At 43.9% G+C, this 20,675-nt stretch carries 11 protein-coding genes; 9 read left to right on the top strand and 2 right to left on the bottom strand.

Features of this window, described 5'->3' with window-relative positions:
• Positions 1 to 7 precede the first annotated feature (7 nt).
• Positions 8 to 2,392, top strand: a complete 2,385-nt coding sequence (locus tag P3L47_RS02280) for a glycoside hydrolase family 95 protein (RefSeq protein WP_427910563.1) — start codon at positions 8 to 10, stop codon at positions 2,390 to 2,392.
• 49 nt (positions 2,393 to 2,441) lie between these two features.
• On the opposite strand, the gene P3L47_RS02275 is transcribed toward P3L47_RS02280, so the two are convergent.
• Positions 2,442 to 3,539 carry a porin gene (locus tag P3L47_RS02275; RefSeq protein WP_277782545.1) on the bottom strand — a complete coding sequence of 366 codons (1,098 nt, stop codon included), beginning with the start codon at positions 3,537 to 3,539 and terminating at the stop codon, positions 2,442 to 2,444.
• 220 nt (positions 3,540 to 3,759) lie between these two features.
• Here P3L47_RS02275 and P3L47_RS02270 point away from each other — a divergent pair, with 220 nt between their 5' ends.
• From P3L47_RS02270 to P3L47_RS02235, 8 genes are all read left to right on the top strand, one after another.
• Entirely contained in the window at positions 3,760 to 4,857 is a 1,098-nt protein-coding gene (locus tag P3L47_RS02270; RefSeq protein ID WP_122363880.1) for a glycoside hydrolase family 88/105 protein, read from the top strand.
• Between the two features lie 38 nt (positions 4,858 to 4,895).
• On the top strand, positions 4,896 to 5,585 hold the full coding sequence (locus tag P3L47_RS02265; protein ID WP_233577297.1) for a DUF5018 domain-containing protein: 690 nt from the start codon (positions 4,896 to 4,898) through the stop codon (positions 5,583 to 5,585).
• A 21-nt stretch (positions 5,586 to 5,606) separates the two neighbouring features.
• Complete coding sequence (locus P3L47_RS02260; RefSeq protein WP_122363882.1) at positions 5,607 to 8,684, top strand: SusC/RagA family TonB-linked outer membrane protein; 3,078 nt, start codon at positions 5,607 to 5,609, stop codon at positions 8,682 to 8,684.
• Between the two features lie 12 nt (positions 8,685 to 8,696).
• The gene (locus tag P3L47_RS02255) at positions 8,697 to 10,154 is read left to right on the top strand and encodes a RagB/SusD family nutrient uptake outer membrane protein (RefSeq protein ID WP_277782544.1); all 1,458 of its coding nucleotides are present in this window, start codon (positions 8,697 to 8,699) and stop codon (positions 10,152 to 10,154) included.
• A 12-nt stretch (positions 10,155 to 10,166) separates the two neighbouring features.
• Positions 10,167 to 10,766, top strand: a complete 600-nt coding sequence (locus P3L47_RS02250; protein WP_009859660.1) for a fasciclin domain-containing protein — start codon at positions 10,167 to 10,169, stop codon at positions 10,764 to 10,766.
• A 79-nt stretch (positions 10,767 to 10,845) separates the two neighbouring features.
• Positions 10,846 to 12,783, top strand: a complete 1,938-nt coding sequence (locus P3L47_RS02245; protein ID WP_233577299.1) for a heparinase II/III domain-containing protein — start codon at positions 10,846 to 10,848, stop codon at positions 12,781 to 12,783.
• 21 nt (positions 12,784 to 12,804) lie between these two features.
• Entirely contained in the window at positions 12,805 to 14,706 is a 1,902-nt protein-coding gene (locus tag P3L47_RS02240) for a heparinase II/III family protein (RefSeq protein ID WP_277782543.1), read from the top strand.
• A gap of 176 nt (positions 14,707 to 14,882) precedes the next feature.
• Positions 14,883 to 18,866, top strand: coding sequence for a hybrid sensor histidine kinase/response regulator transcription factor (locus tag P3L47_RS02235; RefSeq protein WP_158585929.1), 3,984 nt, complete (start codon positions 14,883 to 14,885; stop codon positions 18,864 to 18,866).
• A 190-nt stretch (positions 18,867 to 19,056) separates the two neighbouring features.
• Here P3L47_RS02235 and P3L47_RS02230 read toward each other — a convergent pair whose 3' ends face one another.
• Positions 19,057 to 20,664, bottom strand: coding sequence for a LamG-like jellyroll fold domain-containing protein (locus P3L47_RS02230; RefSeq protein ID WP_122363884.1), 1,608 nt, complete (start codon positions 20,662 to 20,664; stop codon positions 19,057 to 19,059).
• Positions 20,665 to 20,675 lie beyond the last annotated feature (11 nt).

Genomic DNA, 20,675 nt, shown 5'->3' with positions numbered 1-20,675 from the left:
CTGCGATATGCCGGAAATGAAAACAACTAACAAGATCGCTTATCATTTTGATGAACCTGCCCGTATGTGGGAGGAGACATTACCCTTGGGAAACGGCCGTTTGGGAATGATGCCTGACGGAGGAATCGACCGGGAGAACATTCTGCTGAATGAAATATCCATGTGGTCGGGAAGTAAACAGGATACGGATAACCCGCAGGCTGTTTGGTCGCTGGCGAATATACGCCGTCTGCTTTTCGAAGGAAAGAACGACGAAGCACAGGATCTGATGTACGGAACTTTTGTTTGTAAAGGAGCCGGCAGTGGTCAGGGGCAAGGTGCTAATGTACCGTATGGAAGTTATCAGCTGCTGGGAAATCTCGTGCTGGATTATATCTATGCAGGAAATGCAGATTCTGTGTCAGCTTACCGGCGGGAACTGAATCTGAACGATGCGATCGCCTCAACCTCTTTCCGCAAAGGGAAAGTGAATTACAGCCGTGAATCTTTTACCTCTTTCTCCGGTGACCTGGGCGTGGTACATCTGGTGGCAGACGCTGATAAAGCGTTAAACTTCAACATAGGAATGAATCGCCCCGAACATTATGCCTTATCCGTCGATGGCAAAGACCTGCTGATGAAAGGTCAGTTGCCTGACGGTGTGGATACTTTGGAGATGAAAGGAACCAAATATGCGGCACGTGTACGCGTTCTCCTGCCGAAAGGGGGCTCTCTGATTCCGGGGGACAGTTCGCTGACCGTCCAAAATGCTTCCGAAGCTATTCTCCTGGTGAGCATGGCTACCAGCTATAAGAATGAAGGATTCGAAGATCAGTTGTTTTCTTTGCTGGCTGAATCGGAACGGAAAGATTATCCTACTCTGAGAAGAGAGCATGTGAATGCTTACCGGTCTCTGTTTGACCGTGTCGATCTGGACCTGGGCCGTACCGAGCGGGATGAACTGCCGATCGACGAACGTTTGGCTGCATTCCAGCAGGATAAGAACGACCCGTCACTGGGAGCTCTCTACTTCCAGTTCGGACGTTATTTGCTGATCTCATCGACCCGTGTCGGTTCATTGCCTCCCAATCTTCAGGGATTGTGGTGTAACACGATCAATACGCCCTGGAATGGTGATTATCATTTGAATATCAATTTTCAGATGAATCATTGGCCGGCTGAAGTGACCAACCTGTCTGAGTTGCATTTGCCGATGACGGAATGGATCAAACAGCAGGTGGAGAGCGGCGAACGTACGGCGAAAGTCTTTTATAATGCCCGTGGCTGGGTGACCCATATCCTGGGAAATGTCTGGGAGTTTACTGCTCCGGGAGAGCATCCTTCGTGGGGAGCTACCAATACTTCTGCCGCGTGGCTTTGCGAACATCTGTTTACTCATTATCAATATACGCAGGATAAGGAATATCTGAAAGAGGTCTATCCGGTGATGAAAGGCGCAGCCCTGTTCTTTACGGATATGCTGGTGCGCGACCCACGGAATAATTACCTGGTAACGGCTCCCACGACTTCTCCTGAGAATGCTTTCCGTATGCCGAATGGCAAGGTGATACATATCTGTGCCGGTTCGACTATGGATAACCAGATCGTCCGTGAACTGTTTACCAATACGATAGCGGCAGCCAATATTCTCGGTGTGGATTCGGCTTTTAGCCGCGAACTGGCTGATAAGCGTTCCCGCCTGATGCCGACAACGATCGGTAAAGACGGACGTATCATGGAATGGCTCGAACAATACGAAGAAGTGGAACCGCATCATCGCCATGTCTCTCATCTGTATGGTCTTTATCCGGGAAATGAGATCTCGATGGAGCATACTCCTGAGCTGGCAGAAGCGGCCCGTAAGACTTTGGAAGCACGTGGCGATAAGAGTACCGGCTGGTCGATGGCATGGAAGATCAATTTTTGGGCACGCCTGCATGATGGCGACCATGCTTATCAGTTATTGGCGGACCTGCTTCGTCCTTGTGTGGAGAAAGGAACGAATATGGTGAACGGCGGCGGTTCTTATCCGAACCTGTTCTGTGCGCATCCTCCTTTCCAAATCGATGGCAATTATGGCGGTTGTGCCGGTATTGCAGAAATGCTGGTACAGAGCCAGACCGGAAATATCGAGTTGCTTCCGGCTTTGCCTTCAGCTTGGAAAACCGGTAGTTTTAAAGGTTTGAAAGTGCAGGGTGGAGGTGAGGTCTCAGCCAAATGGACGGAAGGTCAGCTGACTGAAGCCGGACTGAAAGCTACAGTCCCTGGTACGTTCCGAATCAAGCTGCCGGCACAGTCTGCCAATCTGAGTATCAAAATGAACCAGAATCCGGCATCCCTCCCTGTTATCGGTGGAATGCTTACGGTAGATATGAAAGCTGGTGATGTATTACAGTTGACAATTGACAGATGACAGTTGACAGTTAGGAATAGCCTCCCATCTGTCAACTGTCATCTGTCAACTAAAATAGCGGTATCTTATAAACAAACCCTACGGAAAGGCGTCCGGTGTTCTCGACAGAGGCATCGAGCGCCTTTGCTCTTTCCGTCAGGCTGTAAGCCCGTCCGGTGCCGGTAATGAAAAGATGGAGATTGTCGTCCGCCAGCGGATAGAACTCGACACCTCCCTGGTATCCCCAGGAGGTACGGTATTTGCCGGACTCATACGGGTTGTTTGTTTTGTAGACAGAGGCTGTTTCGTACATTCCCTTTACAAATAGATTCCATTTCGGATGAATCTGATAGTTCAGGCGAGCCACCAGAGAGAGATAGCTGGTATTTGCAATCGGGCTTCCCGATTCTTCATCCTCCGGTTCAAACTGCTCCGCCAACAACCCCAGCGGGTCCATTTTGCCCCTTGTATACATGACATCGAAATAACCGAGGAATTTGCCGGCTTCCACCTGCTGGCCTCCCCAGATCATCCACATCCAGTTGCCTTTTGCCTGTTGTCCGGCGGTGACCGAATAGCGAAGTGACAACAGCTCATCCAGGTAACTGCTATTCCAGCCTAGATTATAGAAAGAAGGGGATTTGCTGCGGTTATCATTACCGTTGGTCACTTGCAGGCAGAGTTCCTGTGTTTCTGCAGGTTCGTAGCTGATACCGACTCCGGTGAAATAACAATCCATCCAGTCGTTCATATCGCTGTAATCGTATATCTTATAGGTATATTCGTCGTATTCGAAGCCTCCCCATGCAGCATCCTGTTTACCGGCTGTCACAGAGAATTTATCCGATAACCGAACGTTTACCCAGGCATTTTCGATGTAGGAGCCGAAGCCGTTGGCCCGTACCCATTCATTCCGGTAACAAAGAACCTGCCGGTAGGCATAGGAAAGCCAGGGAGTGACAATCCCCGTTGCTTCCACCTTCAAATCATTCAGCAGAAAACGATCCCTTTCCGCTTCACCGGAAAGCGCTTCGTTATAAGATCCATGTGTCTCAAGGTATAATTTGAAAACTTCCGTATTGTTCGGGATCAATGGCTTTTGTGAAGAAGCGGTAAAAGTAGTTCCAGCCCAAAAAGCGGCCAGACAAAGTACCAGTAGTCGTTTCATGAATCTTTTTCTGTTTGTTGATTTGGGGCAAAGATAATTATAAATGGGTAATATGACAATAAGAACTCTTTTGCTCGTTTGTCTTCAAATTTAGTACAAATCGTTTTTTTTGCTTTTTCCTGTGTAAAAGGCAAATAGAGACAAAAGGATGCTTATTCGGACAAAAGACCTTCCCCTTATTCCTATACTTTTGGACTAAAAATCACCTAAATTGCAAATCATGAAATTGAAATTTGTTTTTGTCAGTATACTAACAATCCAGCTTTGTTCCTGCTCTTTTTCGGGAGAAAAGAAATCGGCTGAAGAAGATATTTATTCAAAAGCATTTATTAAAGAAAAAATGCTCGATGTTTTCCGATGGCAGGTTAACCATCCAGTAGATATAAATGCAGAACAGGAACAGTGGGCCCGTTCTGTCTTTTATTCCGGTATAATGTACGCGTATCAGACAACTGCTGATCTGGCTTATTTGGAACAGACGAAGAAATGGGCTAATGGTTGGAACTGGAAAAGAGGACGTCGGTACCGCCATGCAGACGATTTGGCCTGTGGGCAGGCTTATTTGGATGTCTATAAAGTAGAGAAGGACCCGAAGATGCTTCATGGGATACAGGAAGCGATAGATAGTCTGATCGCTGACCCTCAACCCGGTCGTGTCGATTGGTGGTGGTGTGATGCCTTATATATGGAACCACCGGTGTTGGCCCGTCTGGCTACTATAACAGGTGATGGTAAATATTACGATTATCTGCAAGAAATGTATTGGGATTCAACTGATTTTCTGTATAGTAAAGACGATAGTCTTTTCTTTAGGGACAAGCGCTATTTTAATGCATTGACAACCAATGGAAAGAAAGTATTCTGGGGACGAGGAAATGCCTGGGTGGTAGGCGGATTGGCTCAACTCCTTTCGCTGATTCCGGAAAAGAGTCTGATTTATAAGGATTATAAGGAACTGTATATGCAAATGATAACAAAAATAGCATCTGTCCAGCAACCGGACGGACTCTGGCGTGCGAGTCTCCTGGATCCGGAAGAAGTACCCGTAAAAGAAACCAGCAGTAGCACTTTTTTTGCTTATGCTATGATTTGGGGAATTAATAACGGATTATTGTGTCCGGATATTTATATGCCTAAAGTATGCCGGGCATGGACTGCCTTGCTGGAGTGTATAGATGAAAACGGGAAATTGGGATATGTACAGGCTATCGGCGCTAGCCCTGAAAATGTACAGGCTGCGGATAACCAGGAATATGGCAGCGGTGCTTTTCTGATGGTCGCATCCGAGATGTATAAATTCGCAGAGAGAGAAAAATAAAACAATAGATGTTTAACCTTTTTAGTTGTATTCGACACATGAAAAAACTAAGTATTTATTTAAGCACGTTTCTGTGCCTTATCTTTATCGGTTTTGGTTGTGGCAGTGAAGATCTTAGTGATTACCCTCCATCCAACATGCGTAGTATTGTTCGCTTTACATTGAACCCTGCCCAGAACGGAGGCAATGTATTTATACAGCACATTGCTACTATAGACCAGAGTAAAAAAACAATTACGTTGAAACTACCTTCACATTTGGACCTGAAAGAGATCCGTCCGGAGATTGTGGCGGCTCCCTGGACGAGTGTTACTCCAAAAAGCTTGGAGGCTGTTGATTTTTCTACTGGTCTCATAGAATATACAGTTATAGCGGAAAGCGGAAAAAAAGCCGTTTATGAAGTGATACTGGATATGACATATAAGTATGCGGCCTGTCAACTGTATTCTGTTGCTATCCCTGCTGTTATTGACCCGGAGACGGGAGAACCAGTGAAAGCGGTTTGTAATGAGAATAACAAAACTGTGACTCTTGTAGTGCCCGCAAACACAGATCTGACAAAGTTGGTTCCGAAATTTGAACTTTCTCCAGAGTCCTTTAATGCTTCGTTTGATAAACCGGATGGAAAGGCCTATGATTTTACGGAGCCTATTCAATTCACAGTCACTTCGGAAGATGGCAAGAAGACTGCCACTTATATGGTCTCTGTAACAACGAAACAAGAATAATCACTTTAAATTCAGTATACAATGAACCACATTAATAAATACAGACAGTTTTTGTTCCTTCTGCTCTTTGTTAGCATTGGGACTGTCCTTTCTGCTCAGAATATACAAGTTACCGGTACAGTGAACGACAAACTAGGTCCGATGGCCGGCGTCAATATCGTATTGAAAGGAACACAAACCGGTACTATGACTGATATGGATGGAAAGTATTCGATTCAGGTGCCGGCTACCGGTGTTTTAGAGTTTACATTTCTAGGATATAATACACAAACGGTCAATGTTAATAGCCGGAAGATCATTCATGTAAGTATGGAAGAATCTTCCCAGGCTTTGGATGAAGTAATCGTTGTCGGTTACGGCTCGATGAAGAAAAGGGATATTACCGGTTCTATCGTTTCTGTAAGTGATAAGGATATACAGTCCAATGAGCCTGTAAACATTGCGTCTGCCCTGCAAGGGAAAGTCTCAGGTCTGGATATTATGAGTACTTCCGAACCGGGTACTGCCGCAACATTCCGTATTCGGGGTACCTCTACATTGAGTGACGGCGGCTCCAATCCGTTGTTTATTGTTGACGGAATGGAAGTTTCGAATATCGATAATATCAACCCGCGTGACATAGCATCCGTGGAGGTTTTGAAGGATGCCGCTTCTGCTGCAATCTACGGTTCCCGCTCTGCCAATGGTGTTGTCATTATTTCTACCAAACAGGGACAGGAAGGAAAAGCAAAAGTTTCTGCCAATTATTCATTGAAACAGTCACGGATAGGTAAAAAACTGGCCCAGATGAGCCGCTTGCAAGGTATCCAATATGAAACTTTACGTAATTTCCTGAACGGCAATTATACGACGATCGCCAACCGCGACTCTTTGAACCCGTCCATGACTGCTGACAATTTCTATCAGGATTTGTTATTCAGACATGCGTGGACAAACCAGGTGGATGTCAGTGTTTCCGGTGCGGAAAAGAAATTGAAATATTTTGTCAGTGCTGGTTATTTGGGAGAGCAGGGTATTCAGATCAACACCTTTAATAAGCGTTTGACAACTCGTATCAATGCCGATTACAACGCGACTCCCCGTCTGACTATCGGTAATCGTTTGGCACTGACTATTTCCAACCAGCGCAGGTCGACTAGTGAATCCCGGTCACGTATCCTTCAGCGTCCCGCTAACTATAATGTGATAGAGCCCGACGGCAGTTATACCCCGATTCTGGCAAGTCGTAGTAATCCTTTGGCTGAAAGTATGGTAGGAAAAAACAATTATAAGATATATAATCTGGACCTATATGAATTTCTAGAGTATAAGATACTGGACGAACTGAAGTTTAAAGCCAGCATTGCCGGTAGTTTCAATTTACAGAAGTATCAGAGTTTCCGTCCGGCTATCCTAGATGTGAACGGACGTCGTAAATCGACCAACCAAGACGATACGAAAACCAGCTGGACACATGAAGATGTGCTGACTTATAATAAAACCTTCAATAAAGACCATGCATTAACGGTATTGGGCGGTTTCAGTCTCCAGGAGTTTAAAACAGAAATGACGAAACTAGCTGTTGTCGATAATATCAGTGATGCCATTGAAATTTCAAATGCTTATGGTGGTGTGGATATGACCAATACGAAAGCGACCTGGACTGCGAACCGGCTGGCTTCTTTCTTCGGACGTATCTCTTACAGTTATAAAGGTAAGTACCTGTTTAATTCTAACTTGCGTTACGACGGTTCTTCCCGTTTCGGAACAGATAAACGCTGGGGTTTTTTCCCGTCAGCCTCATTGGGATGGAGATTTTCGGATGAAGTTTTTATGAAATGGATGAAACCGGTAGTTAATGATTCCAAATTACGACTGAGTTATGGTGTGACTGGTAACCAAGTTGCCGGAAACTTCTCTTCTTTGGGATTGTATACTACAAACTTTTATGCGGATATGCCGGGTATTTACCCGAATCAGTTAGAGAACAGGAATTTGGGATGGGAACAGACGCAGCAGTATAATATCGGTCTAGATGTCTCTGTCTTGGACGGAAGAATCGGATTGATAGTGGATTATTATAACAAAAAGACTTCAGATGTTCTTTATCAGGTTAAATTACCGCAAACATCCGGTTTCAGTAGTTCTTATCAGAATATTGGCGATGTAAAAAATACAGGATGGGAAATAACGGTGAATTCAACCAATATTAAAACGAAAGATTTCCAGTGGAATACCTCATTGAACCTTTCGTTCAATAAGAATACGATCGTTTCCATTCCGGAGGGCGGACAACAGTTTATCAATACGGTATATATCCTGGATAAGGGATATGCGGTAGGAACTATGTATGGATGGAAAGCTAATGCTATTTTCCCGTACGATGAATCGAATGCCTTTACCCCCGACTGGAAACAGCTTACTCCGATATTTGATGAAAAAGACCGCTTTACCGGCTATGAACTGGATGGCAAGGCTTATGACGGCGAGATCAAACAGTATCGTTATAATACGGCAACCGGTGATGTTTTCAAAGGCGGTGATGTTATGTGGGACGATGTCAATAAGGACGGTATCATCGATGCCAAAGACCGTCAGGTACTGGGTTGCGGACAGCCGGACGTGATCGGAGGTTTCAATAACGACTTTACGTATAAAGGATTCACACTTTCTTTGTTCTTCTCCTTTGCCATAGGCGGAGATGTATTCAATGCTTACGAGCAGAGCCGTTCGGAACATAAATGGTCGGCTATCACCCGCGGTAACCCAGCTAATATCGCTAATTCATGGAAAGCTCCCGGCGATATAGCCAAGTTCCCGAAACCAAATGGTGCGGCAGTCATGGATAATACCCGCTTTGCCAGCAGTCTCTGGATCGAGGATGGTTCGTATATCCGTTTGAAGAATATCCGTCTGGCTTATGAATTGCCTAAAAATATCGTGAAAAAGATCGGTGTTGAATCATTGAGCGTATCAGCTATGATGCAAAACTTCTTTACCTGGTCGAACTATTCCGGTTTCGACCCTGAATTACCAAGCAGCGGATTTGCCGTAGGTTATGATAATAACTCCTATCCGAAGGCAAAAGATATTCTGTTCGGAGTAAATGTTAACTTTTAAATGTATATGAAGATGAAAAAGATATATGCAGTTTTCTTGTCGACTCTTTTGTTCACCTCTTGCCTGAATGATTTTCTGGATGTGGACCCCGTGAGTGATATTGCAACTTCCACTTTCTGGCAGACTGATAATGATGTCCGTGCCGCATTGAATTCTGTTTATGCGGATTTCCAGACAAACTATAATAAGAACAGTGCCGGTAATTATATGACCTGGTTTGAGATGCGCTCCGATAACTTTGTGGGAACAACGGTTTCCAGCAGTATGCCTACCTATGCCGCCAATACCAATAAACTGAATTCATCGCATGTCTCTGCTGATTGGAATGTGTGGTATAAATCTATCTCTACTGTTAATTATGCTTTGCATTATATACCTGATGTGCAGGGACTGACTGCGATTAAGAAAGATAATTATCTGGCTGAGGCTTATTTCTTACGTGCTTTCTGTTATTTCAATCTGGCGAGAATATGGGGAAATGTCCCGTTGGTAGAAAAACCGACTTTATCTTTGGCTGATGTTGAAAAACCGACTCAGTCTCCTCAGTCGCAGGTGTTGGACCTGGTGGGAAAAGACCTGGAAGAAGCTGTGAAATTAGTGGACGAAGGCCAGAATGATGTGTTCCGTTTCAATCCCGGTGCCTTGTATGCCCTTTATACCGATTACGCCATGTGGATGCGTGACTATGACAAAGCAATTCTTTACTCCGGGAAACTGATGGATTTGAAACGCTATTCGCTTCTCAAAGGGACTGAATTTGCCCAGGTTTGTGCAGACGGTACTACCAGCGAAAACATCTGGACAATGAAATGGTCTTACCAGAATAATAAACAGAACTGGATTATCTATATGATGTGCCGGACAGCTGCTCCGCAGATGATACCTTCGGAAGGAGTGAAGAACTTGTGGAATACGGAGGAATATCGTATGGACCTTCGCCGTTATCAGACGATCGATACTACGATTGTCTATGCATCCAACCACATATCCAGCCCGAATGGCGATGCATCCATCTGGAAATGGCAACCGGGTGAACGTGTGATTGAAGCAAATGAAAAGTATGTTCCTTTTTACCGTTATGCTGATATTCTATTGCTGAGAGCGGAAGCGCTGAATAAGCAGCAGAGACAGGAAGAAGCACTGGAATTACTGAATATGATCCGCGAGCGGGCGGGACTGTCACTGAAGACGATGGACGATTTTACAAATGCTTCGGACCGGACTCTGGCTATGGAGGATGCTATCCTTCAGGAAAGGCAGCTGGAACTGTTGGGTGAGGGACGCCGTTGGTTTGACCTGATCCGTACAGGCCGGGCGATGAAAGTGATGAACGATTATTTTGAAAATTACATTGAAGCGCAAACAGGTGACGTATGCCCCCGCTTTACAGATGAATGGCAGCTTTACTGGCCGGTATATTATAATAATATTCTGGAAAATGCGAATTTGGTTCAAAATGGTAATTATTAAAAAGATACAGATATGAAAAAAATACTATTCCAACTAATTGCAGGTTGTTTCATGGCTTCAATATTCAGTTCATGCAACCTGTTCGGACTTGATCTGCAAAAGGATTTTGAATATGAATACAGTCCGGTTGAACTGACAATGGATATGTCGGCCTATGCTTTTATTGAAAGCCGTAAAAATATGGATATGTCTTTGCTGTATGACGCAATTACACTGGCCGGTTACCAGCAGGAATATGAGATCGACGACCGTACTTTTATTATTCTGAATGACGTAGCGTTCACCAGTTATCTAAAGGATAATCGTTATTCCGGTTTGCAGGCAATGAAAGTAGAAGATATTAAGACGTTACTGAATTCATATATTGTAAAGGGACGTTATCATTCTTTAGATCTGACGACTACGCCGGTGAAAGTTGAAACTATGAATCCGGATGCAATCATGTATCTGAGTTTGAGACCTCAGAATAATGATGCACAAAATAAGTTTGAAGTCCGGATCAATGACGTGGTAAATTCGGGAAAGGTTGTTTCGGTAGTGACTTCCAATTTGCAGCCGACCAATGGCATTATGCATGTGGTTGACGCTTATCCGGAGTATAAGTTGAAATAATAAATTTATGGAAAGTGTACCGACTATCCTACGAGCCCGGTACACTTTCTTTTTATTCAGTTACCCAAATAGAGAAAAAATGAAACAGTATATCTTATTGATTGCCTTGCTTTTGCCGATAGTCTTGCATGCACAGTCATTATCCGGGATCTCTTCACATGAGGTTGTCCCGGAGCACCCTCGTCTTCTTTTAACTAAAGGAGAAGAAACGCTGTTGAAGGATAAGATATCTTCTGAGCCTCTGTTGCAAACCTTGCACAACGAGATTATAGAGGAATGCGACCGGATGCTTTCGCTACCGGTCCTTGCCCGTAACCAGAAAGGGCGCAGAATCTTGCATACTTCGCGTGAAGCTATCCGGAGGATTTTTTACTTGTCGTATGCTTTTCGTTTGACGCAGGAGGATACCTATTTTCTGCGGGCGGAAAAAGAGTTGCTGGCAATGGCTGATTTGTCGGACTGGAATCCTAGTCATTTTTTGGATGTGGCGGAGATGACTTCTGCTGTGTCGATCGGATATGACTGGCTATATCCCCGGTTGTCTGAAAAATCGAGAAAACAGATTGCCGCAGCAATCAAGGAGAAAGGGTTGAAGCCATCGTTAGAAAAACAATATAACGGCTGGCTGGGTGGTAATAACAATTGGAACCAGGTTTGTAACGGAGGCATTACTTTTGGAGCACTGGCTTTGTATGAACAACAACCGGAGGAATCTGCCGCTTTGATAAATCGTGCTTTGGAGTCGATACGCCAACCGATGACCGTCTATGTAAATAATGGGGCTTATCCTGAAGGATATGGTTATTGGATTTATGGGACGACTTATAATGTGTTGTTCATTGATCTGCTGGAAACTATTTGGAAAAAGGATTTTGGCCTTTGCGAGGCTCCCGGATTTTTGAATACAGCCTCTTTTATGCAACATATGGAAGGTACAGCCAGGGCAGTGAATGGACTCGCTGTCACAAAATCGCTAGAACGTGTTACAGAATCCAGGCATGCCAGCCTACAATGTTTTAACTTTGCCGATAACGGGAGTTCCACTGTAGTGAATCCGGTTATGTATTGGTTTGCCGGAAAGACGAATACTCCTTCACTTATCTGGAGAGAACTGGATAAATTAAAAGCGCTTGAAGTCAGAAAAGATCCCAGTCTAACTAAAGACCGTTATCTCCCCATGTTACTTATATGGAGTAAGGATATTTTGTTTAAAGACATTACGACTCCTGTTGAACGGATGTATACGGGGCAAGGAAAAAGTGCTCTTGCCATTATGCGGACTTCCTGGGAATCGGATAACGCTATTTACCTGGGGGTGAAAGGGGGAACTCCGAAGGAAAGTCACGGACATATGGATATAGGTTCTTTTGTGATGGAATCGGATGGTATTCGATGGGCTATGGATTTCGGGGCACAAGATTATCATTCGCTGGAATCGAAAGGTATTGACCTGTGGAATATGACGCAGGAATCTCCCCGCTGGGATGTGTTTCGTTATAACAATATGGCTCATAATACATTGACTGTAAATGGAAAGAAACAGATCATAGCAGGGTATGCTCCGGTAGAAAATATTACAGAAAAGGACGGGCAGATGTCTGTTTCAATGGATCTTACGTCTTTATATCGAACAGAAGTCAGTAGCTTGAAAAGAGGTGTCGGAATTATTAATAACGAATATGTCCTGATCCGTGATGAAATCCGGACGGATGACAAGGCGGCTTCGATCCGGTGGAATCTGCTGACTGCAGCTACCCCGCAGATCATAGATGACCATACCATTGTGCTTGTCATGGATGGAAAGAAGTTGACAATAAAAGCTGAAGGGACGGTTGCGATAAAGGGCAGAACCTGGAGTACGGAATCTCGTCATGAGTATGATGCTTCCAATAAAGGAACTATCTTTGTTGGATTCGAATTTGAAGTTCCGGCAAATACCCGGCAGTGGGTAGATGTTTGCCTGATACCCGGAGAAAATATACCGAACGTGAAAAACTCTGGAATACAGTTGTTTTGAAATCTTTAAATACAGTATACCATGGAAAAATACCTTTTAACCTTTTGTCTGTTGCCTTTTGCTTTGCTAGCACAAGTACCGAAAAGTATTCCTTTTGAAGAGAATAACCGGTTTCGAATCAATGAAATTGCCGGTTACCTAGAGGAGGAGCCGGCTGGTTTTGGCGTATCCTATCACAACCGTGCGGAGTGGGAAAAGATCAAAGATAAAATTGACTATCCTTCTGTCTTGAAAAAGGCAGAGGAGGTCTTGAATACGGAAATGCCAGCTTGGGATGATGAGCTCTACCTGGAATTTTCAAAGAATGGTGTCAGGCCTCCCGGCGAGAAAATGCTGAATGCCCGAAAATCACGTCTGGCACCATTGGTTTGGGCTGAATGTATGGAGAATGAAGGACGTTTTGTCCCTAAAATAGAATCGACCTTGAAAGAGCTGATCTCCCATCGTTCCTGGGTACTTCCGGCACACGATACGTATCTGAACGTATTTTATGGAAAGAAACATGAAGTGGATCTGGCAGCGGCAGCTTTTGTCCATGAGTTGGCAGAGACTCTTTATTTCCTGGATGATAAGATCAGTGAACCGGTCAGGGTGGCTGTGATAGACTCCATGTATGCCCGTGCTTTTAATCCGGTTAAAGATGCTTTACAAACGGGGAAAGGATATACTTTTAACTGGTTCAATAATACGAATAACTGGAATGCCGTTTGTCTGGCAGGTGTTACCAGTGCTGCTGTCGGGGTTATAAAAGACAGAAAGGAACGAGCCTTGTTTGTTGCCGCTGCCGAATATTATTCACAGAACAGTGTGCTGGGATATACGGATGACGGATATTGTACGGAAGGGCTGGGATATTTTAATTATGGATTCCAACATTACATCATTTTACGGGAACAGTTGTATCAGCGCACCAAAGGCGCTATAGACTTATTCAAGAGTGAGAAGATGAAAAAGATAGCGATGTATGGCATCAATTTCGAAATTATCAACGGGGTTTATCCGGCTTTTGCCGACTGCCGGATCGGAACGGCTGTTTCTCCACAGATTTTATGGTATTGTAACCATAATCTGGGATTAGGGTTGTCTGCTTATGATCAGATCGACACTCGAGAACTCCAGCCTTCGGTCTTTACTGCGATGTTATTTTTTCAGAATACGGCCTTGCAGACATCCTGCCATGCTGAAAGTGTAGCAAAGACAGAGGGAAAACAACCGGTCAGAATGTTCTTTGACAAAGCCGGAGTGTTGATTTGTCGTCCTGAAAATCCAACGACACATTCCATGGGAGTTGCCTTGAAGGGCGGAAATAATGCCGAACATCACAATCATAATGATGTGGGAAGTTATTCTCTTGTCATAGGGAATGAAACACTGGCGGGCGATCTGGGAGGTCCTTATCACTATGCCGGTGCAATGTGGACGGATAAACGGTATACATTCAAGTCGATTTCCTCTTTCGGTCATCCTGTCGCTGTGATAGACCAGGCGTTACAGGGAGTCGGAAAAGAATACCGGGCAAAAATCATAGGAACGGATTTTACAGCTGCCCGTGATGAATATGTTTTGGACTTAACGAGTGCTTACGATTGTTCGAATCTGAAATCATATACTCGTAAATTTGTGTTTGACCGTAGCGGAAAAGGTAGTTTGCTGATAGAAGATCGTTTCGAACTGGATCAGGCCGGCTCTTTTGAGTCTGCTGTTACGACATTGGCCGACTGGAAGGAAAAGGGAGACAATACAATAAAACTGTCAGGCAAGCAACATACAGCCAATGTAAAAATAGAAGTATCATCTCCGAAGGGATATACTATTATCCCAGAAAAAATACAAGAAAACGGTCCTGAGTTTTCCCGTATCGGAATCCGTCTGAATGAAAAGTCAAAAAAGGGCTACATCCGTATATTTTTCGAAGTTGAATAAAGAACTCTCCCCTGAATATCCTATATTTGGGGGAGTTTTATTTCTATACAAAATGAGGAATTACGATGTTTAGACTCAGAAAAAATCATATTTTATACAAGCTGATATTATTTATTTGCCTATCTTTCAGTTTACCAGTTTTGGCGGGGAATATAAAAAATTACAAATTCCACACCTTGTCGCCTGAGGGTGGCTTTTATTATGATGGGGTAAAGTCTATTCAGCAGGACAACGACGGCTTTATCTGGATCGTCATGGAGAACGATCTTTTCCGTTTTGACGGTTACCAGTTTAGAAGGTATTATTCTTATTTCAGAATGCTGGATACTTCGGATAAATGGTACTTTCGGAATGTGGAACTGGATGCCCGCGGACATTTGTTCGTTTCAACTAATAAAGGGCTTTTCGTTTACGATAAGATTACCGACTCTTTTAAAAGAATGTTCAAGCCGAATACGATGAACATTAAAACGGATTCTCGGGGGAATCTCTGGCTGATAAGTGCCAGTTTAGGCATTTTCGATGTGGAGAAAAAGACCTTTTTCGGAATGGAGTCAGAAAAAGGTTTGTTGTATGATGCCGTGACTCTGTGTGCTGATGAGGATGAACTTATAACCGGAACTTCCCAAGGTGAGATATATCGGTTTGACTATGACAAAATGTTTTTTGAACAAATTTGTGTGCTTTCGGATAACCAGGCAATTATCGAGATAAAAAAACATGGGAATGAGTTATGGGTGTTGACCGAAAGCTATGGACTGTATAAGTTGAATTATCAGACTTTGTCCATTATTAACCACTACAGTTTTTTTTGTACGCAAAATAACGAATATGTTCCGTCGAAAACTTTATATGTCGATAAAAACGGTTATGTCTGGGTTGGTACTCAGAGAGGATTATATATCATGAATCCGGAAACGGAGGAATATTCCCATTTCACAAATTCAAAATCAGATATTTTTTCTTTGCCCAGTAACTCGGTATGGACGATAGAAGAAGATGCCCAGAAAAATGTCTGGATAGGTACTTACTCGGGGGGGGTGTGTTATCTTAATTTTCAGGAGACATCCCGGTTCCGCACGTTTACTCCCCGTGAAAACGGTTTGAACCATAAAGTGGTAAGTGGTTTTGCAGAAGATGATGAATTTCTGTGGATCGCCACGGAAGGTGGTGGTGTCAACCGGATGAATAAGAAAACGGGGGAGTTCAGGTATTATACCCATAATCCGTTACAAAACAGTTTAACCTACGATAATGTTAAATCGCTGGTTATCGACCAGTCTCAGAATCTATGGGTTGCCATGTATCGGGGAGGATTAGATTGTTTTTCTTACAAAACATCGGCCTTTAAGCGATTCAATAAAGATTATCGTTCAGACAACAGAATGCTAACCAACGATTTGAGAAAGGTGATACTGGAAGCGGATTCCGGTTTATGGATCAGCTATCAGTCGGCAGGTATTTCTTTCTATTCGTTTGCAACAGATCGTTTTACTCATTATCTGTCGAAAAGAGATAACAACAATAGTTCCATCTCGGATCTTTGCCGGGGAAGAGAAGATGATTTATGGGTGGTCAATAACGAGGAACTCTATTATATGAATGTTAGGTCTAAGGAGTACAGGAAGATTGCTTCGGATTCGACTTACAGTCTCAGGGCACAGGCGTTATGTCTGGATGAAACGGGGAATGTGTGGATTGGAACGGTTGGGAGTGGGTTGGTTAAATACGATGTGAAGAATAACCGGTTTTATTCCGTCAATGATATTTTGCGCTATGACGTATCCACAATTTATAGTCTTTGTGCGGATGATGATAACGATCTCTGGATGGGCACGGATAACGGTCTGTTTAAATATAATATAGAAAAAAATACCTTTTTCCGTTTTGATAAGAAAGACGGGATACAGGGAATCGTATTTTATCCGAAAGCCTGTATGAAAGGGAAAAATGGTGAATTGTATTTTGGAGGGACCAACGGTTTTACAATTATCAATCCGAAGGAAGTGTTGCTCAGTGAATTTAAACCGACTGCTATTATTACAGATTTCTATATAGATAATGAGATTGTAAAACCCGATTCGACTGGTTCTCCGTTGCACCAGTCGATTTCTACTACCAAAGAGATCATTTTGGATTATAACCAGATAAATTTTGGTTTTAAGTTGTCTTCTGATAATTACCTGATACCGGAGAAGAACCGGTTTAAATACAGGTTGGTGGGATACGATCAGCGTTGGATAGAGATCGATGCCACAAGCCGGATCGTGTCTTATGCCAAAGTTCCTTCGGGTACTTATACATTTGAAGTGATGGCATCCAATAATGATGGCGTATGGAATGATGTTCTAACAACGATCCGGATCAGAAGGTTACCGGCTCCCTGGTTTAGCTGGTGGGCGTATATGATTTATGGTTTCCTGTTTTTTACTTTAGGAGGAACTGTTTTGTATTATTACAACCATCAGAAAAAACTGAAACTAGAGCTTTATATGGATTCTTTGGAAATGGAGAAGAAGGAAGAGAACCATCAGGCTCAACTGCGCTTCTTTACAAATATTTCCCATGATTTCCGAACTCCGCTGTCTCTTATCATGGCTTCTGTCGAGCATATGCAGCAACAGTATGGGAACAATCATTATATCCGATTGTTGAATAGTAATGCCCGCCGCCTGCTGAATCTGGTTAATGAGCTGATGGATTTTAGGACAGTGGAGAATGGGAAAATGAAGCTGAAGGTACATTCATCTAATATTAACCGTTTTGTTCAGGAGGTCGCTTCTGATTTTCAGGAGTATGCTTTACAAAAGGAGATCGACTACACGATTCAGTGTGATCCGGCTTTATCAGTGCCTATTTACTTCGATGAACAGGTCATGGAGAAAGTAATTATGAACTTATTGAACAATGCATTCAAATACACAGGCAATAGAGGGCATATTGTAGTCGAGACCCGGTTGGATAAGGAACCTTTTCGGTCCGGTTTTAAAAACAGCTATAAAATACAATCTAATCCGGAGTTGGTCCGGACTTTCAGTATTTTGGTCAAGGATACAGGTGTCGGTATCTCAGCCGAATCTATAGCCCAAGTGTTTGAACGTTTCTATAAAGTTGATTCGGATGATACGGAGGCTCACATCGGTTCCGGAATCGGGCTTGCGTTGGTAAAAAGTCTGGTATTGCTTCATAAAGGAGCTATTTCGATTTATAGTGAACGCAACAAAGGTACGGAAATGCTTGTGCAGTTTCCTCTGGATAAAGAAATGTATGATGCTGTGGAATTGTTGGAAAATGAAGCATCAGCGAAAAATATGACAATGTCATATTTTATCGAACCGGAACTCCTGTTTGATAAACAGGAATCAGATAAACAGGAATTCTTCTTGTTGAGAGACAGGAAACGAATCCTTTTGGTGGAAGATAATGAGGATTTGCGTGGTTTGATGGCGATGCATCTTCGCTCTTCTTTTGAGATTGTCGAGGCCGGGAATGGGGTGGAAGCATCCGATATAGTGGAAGAAATGGAAATCGACCTTATCGTCAGTGATATTATGATGCCGGTAAAAAGCGGAATAACTTTATGCAGGGAGATAAAGGAAAACATGAACTTTTCCCATATACCATTTATTATGCTGACAGCCAGAGGTGGATTGGAGAATCAGATGGAAGGGGTGGACTCCGGTGCGGATGCTTATTTTGAAAAGCCGGTTGATTTCGGACTTCTGAAATTGACTGTGCAGAATATATTCAGGCAACAGCAAAACCTGAAAGAACACTATGTTCGGAACTATTTCGTTGACAGTCGGGAACTGGCAGCAAACCAGCAGGATAATAAATTTATCAGTCGTCTGATCGAAATTATTGAGAGTCGTATCGACCAGCCGGACATGGATGTCAGCTACATTGCCTCCGAGTTGTCGATGAGCCGGAGTAAACTCTATGCGAAAGTCAAATCGCTGACGGATAAATCAATTGTCGAGTTCATCAGAAGTTACCGTCTGCGAAAGGCTGCTAGATTGTTGATAGAGGAAAATCTGTCTATCCGTGAAACGATGGAGCGGATTGGTATCGAGAGCCAGTCATATTTCACTCGTATCTTCAAGAATGAGTTCGGAATGATCCCTACTGCATTTATTCAGAAGAACAAGGCCGTAAAGTAAAATAATTGGGGGGATCTAGCGGGTTGTTTGGGGCATACAGTGATTTTGTTCCGGAATAGAGTCATTTTCTCTTGATCTTCTATTCATATCACAGTTGTGATACAAAAGAAATCCATCTGTAAAACAAACGGAATCTGACTGTGATATGAAAAGAAGACAGTAGTGATATACAATATTAGCAGTCTGCCTTTTATTTAAAGTAGAATGACGTCACTACGCTTCCATGATCGGAGGGCCACCCTACAGGATGATGGCTCAGGGCTTCCGAACGATAGGGTATTAGTTTCTCCCCTTTGTAATAGATATAGTCGATCCGCTGGGGAAGGCAACTCAGTTTTTTAGCTCCCAGATTGATGAGCGGCGACCAGGTTGCTCCCTGGTTTAACAGGACATCCGGATAAAGATGACGAAAGCTATCGGTGAAACCTTTATCGATGACCTGTTTCGATACTTCCAGTTTGGCAAACGCACCCTGATGGGCCGGCCGGGTCTGCTCGTTCCAATCCAGATGAGAGTCACAGTTGAAATCTCCGACCAGTATGACCGGTGTTTCTGCCGACTGTGCGGTATGAGGTGCCATTTGTTTCAGTATCTCTCTGATTTCCGGCAGGCGGGTCTGCGCTTCATCCTCTTCGTATTTCTTTATCGCCTCTTTTCCTTTATTCAGATCGGCAACGTCGGGTAGGTAATGAAGCCAGATGTCGTAGAAGGCGATTTGCTGTTCCTCATTCAAGCGGATAAATGCTCCTCCCGAATTGAATGAACGGAACAGTTGAATCGTTTCGTCTATCGGGTAACGGCTCATAATGCTGAGATTGGAACTGATCAAGTAGAAATAATACCCGAGGGAGTCTGCAATGATAGCACCGGAACCGTACGTTTCGATCAATCCGATCACATCCGCATTCTCTTTTTTCAGGACGTCTATGACACGGTTTACGCCGACCTGCTTGCCGAAGCGCCTTCCGCCATGCCATATATTCCATACCTGTACTTTTAGTTTGTCGGGCTTGTAAGACGGATACAAGGGAGATAATGGGAAGAACTGTCCGTAACTTTCCCGTACCTCCTGGCTGCTGATCGGACGATCCCACATCTTCACTTCGTCTATTTTTCCGTTGAAGGCCATCCATTCGCCCCGGCACTCCCAATCCTGTTCCTCATCACTCCCTCCTACGATCGTGCGGAATTTACTTTCGAGCGACTGGAGTCCTTCTGTCTGATAAATAGCAACATTGCGTCCATCCAGATACATCCATACTTCTCCCTTTTTCTTATCTACGGATACTGTCAATTGATGCCATTTCCCGTCGTTTATGGCCTGCCGTCCGGCTGTCGGCTGATAGCTGTAACTGTTCTTTCCGTCGTTCAGGCTCAGATACCAAGCTCCGTTTTCCTGCGTTCCGATACACCAGCCCGTCGGGTCGGCAGTCGTTGCATTCGTCATGATTGGCGTACCTAATGGGGCGCCGGGTTTCGTTTTTACCCAGACTTGCAGGGTGAACGAACGGTCTGCTGCAAAAGACGGACGTTCTTTAGCGGTCAGGGAAAGGGGAATACGATAAGCTATCTCATCTGTCAGGTCGAGGGCTTTCCCTTTTAATCCTTCACTATAGGAAGAGGTATGCACCAGGAAAAGGGAGGATGAATCGCGGGTTGCAATTTCTGCCATCCGGATGGCTTCCGGCTGCGGATCATCGAAAGACTGATAGTAGACCAGCCCCTGTTCGGGGCTTTGGGCTACTATGTTTGAGCAAAAGGCTATCAGCGATATGCCTGTGATCAGTTTCTTGAACATAAAATATTGGG

It is taken from the genome of Parabacteroides chongii (assembly GCF_029581355.1).
Taxonomy (GTDB): Bacteria; Bacteroidota; Bacteroidia; order Bacteroidales; family Tannerellaceae; genus Parabacteroides; species Parabacteroides chongii.
This window is presented reverse-complemented; position numbering and strand designations above follow the sequence as displayed.

Coding starts and splice junctions, on each gene's coding strand:
- P3L47_RS02280 (WP_427910563.1), top strand. CDS start 8: ATGCCGGAAATGAAAACAACTAACAAGATCGCTTATCATTTTGATGAA.
- P3L47_RS02275 (WP_277782545.1), bottom strand. CDS start 3,539: ATGAAACGACTACTGGTACTTTGTCTGGCCGCTTTTTGGGCTGGAACT.
- P3L47_RS02270 (WP_122363880.1), top strand. CDS start 3,760: ATGAAATTGAAATTTGTTTTTGTCAGTATACTAACAATCCAGCTTTGT.
- P3L47_RS02265 (WP_233577297.1), top strand. CDS start 4,896: ATGAAAAAACTAAGTATTTATTTAAGCACGTTTCTGTGCCTTATCTTT.
- P3L47_RS02260 (WP_122363882.1), top strand. CDS start 5,607: ATGAACCACATTAATAAATACAGACAGTTTTTGTTCCTTCTGCTCTTT.
- P3L47_RS02255 (WP_277782544.1), top strand. CDS start 8,697: ATGAAAAAGATATATGCAGTTTTCTTGTCGACTCTTTTGTTCACCTCT.
- P3L47_RS02250 (WP_009859660.1), top strand. CDS start 10,167: ATGAAAAAAATACTATTCCAACTAATTGCAGGTTGTTTCATGGCTTCA.
- P3L47_RS02245 (WP_233577299.1), top strand. CDS start 10,846: ATGAAACAGTATATCTTATTGATTGCCTTGCTTTTGCCGATAGTCTTG.
- P3L47_RS02240 (WP_277782543.1), top strand. CDS start 12,805: ATGGAAAAATACCTTTTAACCTTTTGTCTGTTGCCTTTTGCTTTGCTA.
- P3L47_RS02230 (WP_122363884.1), bottom strand. CDS start 20,664: ATGTTCAAGAAACTGATCACAGGCATATCGCTGATAGCCTTTTGCTCA.